This is a genomic window from Haloparvum sedimenti (assembly GCF_001462205.1).
Lineage (GTDB): Archaea > Halobacteriota > Halobacteria > Halobacteriales > Haloferacaceae > Haloparvum > Haloparvum sedimenti.
In genome coordinates this window covers 1-6,871 of the sequence record NZ_LKIR01000053.1, presented here as the reverse complement: position 1 = coordinate 6,871, position 6,871 = coordinate 1, and the positions used below count along the sequence as shown (strand labels likewise).

Here is a 6,871-nt window from a genome sequence, read left to right as displayed (position 1 = left end):
TGACGGTCGTCTCCGGGGCGGCGTTCCTCCGGCTGAAAGCGCCACTCGATCTGCCCGAGCGGGTGTCGACGTACGGTCAGTTCGCGGTCGTCGGCTACTTGGTGGCGGTGGTGGCAACGCTAGCGATCCTCGCCGTGCGACTGCCCAGTGGGCTGTTGACACTGCTACATCCGGCCATCGTCGTGTTAGTGGTGACTTCGATCGGCCTCACCGCGGGATACATCGTCGCCATGCGGCGCGGTGAGAGTCTACTGGCACTCGGGGCGGCAGCGGTCCTCACGTACGGGCTGATCGCCGTTGTGGGGATTATTATGTATCCTGCCATCGACCCAGCAACTGGAGCAACGATCAGCGAAACCATTGTCTCGACGCTCCCGCTGAATCTGATGTCAATAGCCGCCGCACTGTTGTTGCCGCTGGTGGCAAGCTACTTTGTCGTGCTCTACTCGGCGTTCAGTGGTCCCATATCCCCCGAGGAGGCTTACTGACAGTGGTCGACGCCAACGTTCCTGACGACGGGGAAGGGCTCACCGTCGCGTCGGACGAGCAATCGATTGATGCCGACCGAACGTGGCTATTGTCGCGCATTCTGCTGACGTGGGCTGAGCTCATCGTTGTTGGACTCGGTGGCGCGGCCCTCGGTGGAACGGTTTCCGGACCACCCGGATTGATCGTCTATCTGGGAACCGTCCTCGCCTCGGTCAGCGTGCTCCTGTACAACGTCGATCAGATGATACAGCAGCGGCTCACGCTTGTCAAAACGAACTAAGAGAAATGTGTCGGAAGGGCGTTACTCCGGGTTGGATCCCGATGGCGATAGATTGCCGATCAATCCTTGTTCTCGGAGCCCGATGCCGAGGAGGACAACCGCATTCGGCAGAAACAGGAGTGCACCGAGTGCCGCCACCGTGTCTTCGGTCTGGACGCCGTAGGTAACGGCGAGCCCAGCGATGACGAACCCCGAGACGCCGAGGAAGTACATCCGATACTCATAGACCCTCGCAAGCGCCTGTTTGAGTAACGTCATGGTTATATTCCTGTATATGAATTCAGATCATATATACAAACGGATCTCTGACGTCGATCTCATTTTCTCCCAGAAGCAGAGTCCGTAATTAGGAACGATGGGAACTACCGATAGTGGATGAGCATATATCAGATAGACTACTGTTAGTGTAGGCACCAATGAGTAGGTTCGAATCAAGTCTCCGAGTGCGTCCCTTGGCTGGCTGTAAATCATCCGCTTTTATTATTCTACACTACAGAATTTAATAAGAATTGTTAATATTGGGGGGTATTATAGCAGCCAGGTTAATAAGTTTGAGAGCATTCGTTTCACATAATGACATCACCACCAGAAGAAGGTGGTCACGACCACGAACACGACCATGACACTAACGGACAGGACACTGATAGCGTATCCTCGACCTCGTCAAATCGGGACGATGTTGCCCAGTTCTCGGTGCCCGAGATGGATTGCCCATCTTGTGCGGGGAAGGTGAAAAATAGTGTCAGAAAACTTGATGGTATTACCACTGTTGACCCACAGGTGACGACTGGAACACTCTCTGTTTCTTATGAGAGAAGCCAAACATCTCCGGACGAAATCGCCGACCGCGTCAAAAAAGCGGGCTATACGGTTGAGTACCAGGGCGAGACAACCGCGGCGTTCACTGTCCCCGAAATGGACTGTCCATCCTGTGCGGGAAAAATTGAGAACGCCCTTGATGATCTCCCGGGGCTCTCGAGTTACGAGACACAACCGACTACTGGGAAAGTAGTGACGACCTACGATGACGACTCCACTTCGCCATCGAAGATCACTGATGCGATCGAGAGTGCTGGCTACGAAGTGACCGACTCGACTGCGAACGACGCAAACACTGCCGAGAGTTCGACTGACGAACGGGAGAACGTTTGGACAAGTTCGCGGGCGATAAAAACGTGGATTAGCGGGGGGCTCGTCGCACTTGGGCTCCTCTTTGAGTTCTTCCTTACGGGCCAGAACGTCCTTGTGGCCGAGCTCGTCGGGCGCGAGTTACTTGTCGCCGACATCCTGTTCCTCGGCGCGGTTGGGATCGCTGGCCAGATCATTTTCCGCAACGGCTACTACTCTGCGTTGAACCGGAATCTCGACATCGACCTGTTGATGAGTATTGCCATCAGCGGCGCCATCATCGCCAGCCTCGTCTTCGGGGAAGCGCTCTACTTTGAGGCCGCCACACTCACGTTCCTGTTCAGTATTGCAGAGCTGCTTGAACGCTATTCGATGGATCGCGCCCGGAACTCACTCCAAGAGTTGATGGATCTATCGCCGGACGAGGCGACCGTAAAACGCGATGGCGAAGAGGTAACCGTTCCTGTCGATAACGTGGCTGTCGGCGATGTCGTCGTCGTGCGTCCGGGTGAAAAAATCCCGATGGACGGCGAGGTTCTTGACGGAGAGAGTGCTGTCAACCAGGCCCCCATCACAGGCGAGAGCGTGCCAGTGGACAAGACACCGGGTGACGAGGTGTACGCTGGCACAATCAACGAACAGGGCTATCTCGAAATCGAGGTCACCTCCGAAGCGGGCGATAACACACTCTCGCGCATCGTCCAGATGGTCGAAGACGCACAGTCCAACAAAACCGAACGCGAGCAGTTCGTCGAGCGGTTCTCATCATACTACACCCCCGTCGTCGTCGGCTTTGCGGTCCTGGTTGCAGTTGTCCCGCCGCTCCTATTCGGGGCATCGTGGCCGACGTTCATCGTCTACGGCCTCACGCTGCTTGTGCTTGCATGTCCCTGTGCGTTCGTTATTTCCACACCCGTCTCGGTGGTGTCGGGGATCACCAGCGCCGCGAAGAATGGTGTCCTCATCAAGGGCGGCAACCATCTCGAGGCGATGGGCGCGGTGGACGCCATTGCAATGGACAAGACCGGCACGATCACCAAAGGCGAACTCACCGTCACCGACGTCGTCCCGTTGAACGACAACAGTGAGGACGATGTTCTCCGCTGTGCCCGCGGGCTGGAATCACGGTCGGAACACCCCATCGGCGATGCAATCATCGAATTCGCCGAGGAGAGTGATATCGGAGCGCCGACAGTCGATGATTTCGATAGTATCACCGGGAAAGGCGTCGAAGCCTCTCTCGACGGCAAGAAACACTACGCAGGGAAACCGGGATTCTTCGAGGAACTCGGGTTCAATCTCGAACACGTCCACGCGACGACCGACGGCGGTGTCGTCACGACGAAGAGTCAGCAGATGTGTGAGCGCAACAACTGTCTCGACCTTCTTGAGGGGACGGTCCCCGAACTCCAATCACAAGGGAAGACTGTCGTCTTAGTCGGGACTGAGGACGAGATTGAGGGCGTGATCGCCGTGGCCGACGAGATTCGACCCGGAGCGAAGGCAGCGATCCAGCGGCTCCACGATCTCGGCGTTGAGCACATCGTTATGCTTACCGGTGACAACGAACGTACGGCCCGGGCGATTGCCGAGGAGGTCGGCGTCGACGAGTTCCGCGCAGAACTCCTGCCCGACGAGAAGGTCGAGGCGATCAAAGAGCTCGACGAACAGTACGACGGGGTCGCTATGATCGGCGACGGCGTTAACGACGCACCCGCGCTTGCGACGGCGACCGTGGGTATTGCGATGGGTGCCGCTGGAACGGATACTGCTCTCGAAACAGCAGACATCGCACTGATGAGCGACGACCTATCGAAGCTACCGTACCTCTACGAACTCTCGCACGACGCGAACAGCGTCATCCGGCAGAACATCTGGACGAGTCTGGGTGCGAAAGGACTCCTCGCACTCGGTGTGCCCTTCGGACTCGTCCCGATCTGGGCAGCTGTCCTTATCGGCGATGCTGGTATGACTCTTGGTGTCACCGGCAACGCGATGCGGCTCTCCAGAATCAAGCCAGATTCGTTACTGAACGAGTAATTAGCTTTATTGGTTATTAACATTCACCAGTTGGGGGGATGAAGCGCAGGTTTGGCGTCGTCGAGCGGTAAGCAACCGAATATTCGTCGAGCTCTGCCGCCTCTGCCGCGGCAGCTATAGCCGTCTCCCTATCTCCGATCCCGTCAGCCAAGCTGTTCTCGACGGCGGCAGCACCAGAGTAGACCTTCGCGTTGCTCAGATCAGTTCGAGACAGTGAGAGCCGAGAGCCACGCTCTGCGTACACGCTATCGATGAACGAGCGCTTGAGCGTCTCTACTTAGGCCCGGATGTCGTCACTAGTGAGGCCACCGACTTTATCAGGACCGATCGCCATAGGCAAGGGTACTCCGTCAGGTTGGGGGACTAGCGCGCGTACGCCGACGCTCCCGACGAGGCTTCCAGGTGTCACGTAGATCTCGTCGCTCGGCAGCACCGTGTAGTAACCTCCCGAGGCTGCGATGCTGCGGACGCTGGTAATGACTGGCTTCACGCGGGCAAGTCGCTTGACCGCCCGGTACTGTGATTCGCTTGCCGCGACGGCCCACCGCCGCTGTTGATGGGCAACACGACTGGATCAATCGAGCTGTTCTGCCGGACTGTACGTAGTTCGTGAGTCACATCGTCCGCGGAATTGCCGCTGATCGGCCCTTCAATCGTTACCACTGCGACGGTCCCACGATCGTCGTCCTCAAACAACGCCAATGAGGCTGTCGGACCGACCGCAGCACCGATCAGAAGAGCGGCAACAATAATAACTGTGTACGAGGTCAACAGCGTCTCGACTCGTTGATCAATCGGATTCGCCACGAGTTTAGATATCGAGTCACACAAGTAAAAAAACCGTGGCAACTCCAGAAATATGGGATTTGATAGATTCTATGTACGTTGCACTAGGAGACTGGCGCAGGGTTAAGGATCGATGGTGCCGATCACAGATCTCCGGCTAACGTCCAATATTAATCCCGTAGACGGTGGCAATACTGAAAATAGTCTTCACATCGTTGGCAAGCAGGAAACGATTACGGCTGTGGTCACCGATAAGGTCGTGGCAGCAATGCGATCATACATCCCGGATCGTGGGTGATTGGGAGGATCTCAGTCACTTTTCGTCGCCGCTTCTGGCTGTTCGACCGCGGGCTCACGCGGGAGATCGAGAGTGGCTTGGAGGTCATGATCCTCACCTGTGAGCAAGTAGAGTATATCCTCTAGGATGGTCAACGGTTCCGGGAGCTCGCGGACGACGAGGTAGGTGATCGCCATGAGCGCGACGACCGCCCCGAGTTGGCTGATGATGCGGTCGGAGATCAGAAACGACATCCGATGAGGGTCGGTTTCGCCGAACACAAACAGGATCGCCTCCGAGAACCAGTCCATCAACTGATTGCCGGTGACGATCGAAATGAAGGCGGTTCGAAACACGTTGATGCTTCTGATTACCGTGTTGGCCTTGGGGCTCGGTTCGGGCACGCGGGACATGCTCCGCGTGACCTTTGATATTTAAGCAGAAGATCGGTGTTCAGTCGTTCGATTGTAATGAATCACTCTTCAGTTACGGCCAATATGACGATTGGTGCGACTCGATTGGCGTCGTTTGTATGCCAACCAGTACGAGATCAGAAGCGTCACGACGAGGATCACGAGCTTCGCTTGCAGATGAGTGCATACTTCCGGAGGAGGCGGCCGGCTCGAAGGACTGCACCGCCGGGCAGATTGCCGACCGATTCGTGGTATCGTTCGAGCGAGTGGAGGAGGCGTAGGATCCTTGTCTCGGCTGCGACATCAGTGACGGCGCTTTCGTCGTTCTGTTCGTATCGACTGGGATACAAACCGTTTAGGGACGGTAGGAAAAGTATCCGAGTAGGGATACCCATGTACACAGAGACGGTGGATCCTAAACCCGTCGGAGGTGTGTGGGTGACTGACACCGACGACGCAGACGAGCCCGTCACGAACGCTACCGGTGACGCCGGCTCGGATCCGCGATTGACGATCGTCGTCCCCGTCGAGCCGTTGCCGACCCTCCGTGCGACAGTCGTGCACATCGTGGAGGCTGTCGTCGAAGGAAGTGAAGCCGACGGCGACGTCCCCCGTCGCGCCCGTGAGGGCACGCCGCGTCCCTCGCTGGTTCTCTATCGGGTGCCGCCCGCGTTACTGGCGATGTTCCTCGTCGCGGTCGCGCTCGGCTTCGGCGGCTACGCGCTGTTCAAGTGGTTCGACCCGGTCCTCATGGAGGTGTTCGCATGACTGACGTACCCATAACCGATCTACGCCCCCTACTGGCCGTCCTCGTCTCGTTCGTCGCGGCGTTCTTCATCGCCGCGTCGCACCGCTCCCCGAACGTCCGCGAGGGGTGGACGATCGCGGCGGCGGTCACGAAGTTCGCGATCGTCGCCTCGATGCTGCCGGCGGTCCTCGACGGCGCGGTGTTCGAGTGGTCGCTCGGCGCGTTCCTGCCCGGCGGCATCGAGTTCGTCCTGCGCGCCGACGCGCTCGGGATGCTATTCGCGTTCCTCGCGAGCGGGCTGTGGATCGTCACCTCCTTCTACAGCATCGGCTACATGCGCGGGAACGACGAGGTGAACCAGACCCGGTACTTCGCCGCGTTCGCGGTGTCGCTGTCGGCGACGATGGGGATCGCGTTCGCGGGCAACCTCGTGACGATCTTCGTCTTCTACGAGCTCCTCTCGATCGCGACGTACCCGCTCGTCGCCCACGACGAGACCGACGAGGCCCGCGCGGCCGGCCGGAAGTACCTCGCGTACACGATGTTCGGCGGCGGCGTGCTCGTCCTCGCCGGGACCGCCCTCGTCTACCTCATCGCCGGCAACGTCTCGTTCACGGCCGGCGGCATCGAGGAACTGGCGAACGCCGACCCCGGCCTCGCGATGCTCGCCTTCTTCCTGCTCGCGATCGGGTTCGGCGTGAAGGCCGGGA

At 58.3% G+C, this 6,871-nt stretch carries 7 protein-coding genes and 1 pseudogene; 5 read left to right on the top strand and 3 right to left on the bottom strand.

Translation table 11 applies throughout. The annotated features are described in order from the left end of the window. The coding region (locus AN233_RS03130) for a cytochrome d ubiquinol oxidase subunit II (RefSeq protein ID WP_176696626.1) at positions 1-488 on the top strand (488 nt) is incomplete at its 5' end. 2 nt (positions 489-490) lie between these two features. Further along, positions 491-769 (top strand): hypothetical protein, encoded by a 279-nt coding sequence (locus AN233_RS03125; RefSeq protein ID WP_241659219.1) that lies wholly within the window; start codon positions 491-493, stop codon positions 767-769. A 21-nt stretch (positions 770-790) separates the two neighbouring features. Here AN233_RS03125 and AN233_RS03120 read toward each other — a convergent pair whose 3' ends face one another. Then, entirely contained in the window at positions 791-1,027 is a 237-nt protein-coding gene (locus tag AN233_RS03120; RefSeq protein WP_058365397.1) for a hypothetical protein, read from the bottom strand. A 315-nt stretch (positions 1,028-1,342) separates the two neighbouring features. Between AN233_RS03120 and AN233_RS03115 the strand changes: the two genes are divergently transcribed. Continuing rightward, positions 1,343-3,937, top strand: coding sequence for a heavy metal translocating P-type ATPase (locus tag AN233_RS03115; protein WP_058365396.1), 2,595 nt, complete (start codon positions 1,343-1,345; stop codon positions 3,935-3,937). Between the two features lie 16 nt (positions 3,938-3,953). Here AN233_RS03115 and AN233_RS18360 read toward each other — a convergent pair. Both AN233_RS18360 and artA read right to left on the bottom strand, forming a co-directional pair. Continuing rightward, a pseudogene (locus tag AN233_RS18360) lies at positions 3,954-4,427 on the bottom strand (S49 family peptidase). A gap of 605 nt (positions 4,428-5,032) precedes the next feature. Continuing rightward, positions 5,033-5,356 carry an archaeosortase A gene (gene artA / locus AN233_RS03110; RefSeq protein ID WP_241659218.1) on the bottom strand — a complete coding sequence of 108 codons (324 nt, stop codon included), beginning with the start codon at positions 5,354-5,356 and terminating at the stop codon, positions 5,033-5,035. A 495-nt stretch (positions 5,357-5,851) separates the two neighbouring features. Here artA and AN233_RS03105 point away from each other — a divergent pair, with 495 nt between their 5' ends. Beyond that, on the top strand, positions 5,852-6,181 hold the full coding sequence (locus AN233_RS03105) for a hypothetical protein (protein ID WP_058365394.1): 330 nt from the start codon (positions 5,852-5,854) through the stop codon (positions 6,179-6,181). Then, positions 6,178-6,871, top strand: a 694-nt coding sequence (locus AN233_RS03100) for a proton-conducting transporter transmembrane domain-containing protein (protein WP_281176516.1), incomplete at its 3' end; no start/stop codon positions are given. The genes AN233_RS03105 and AN233_RS03100, both read left to right, overlap by 4 nt.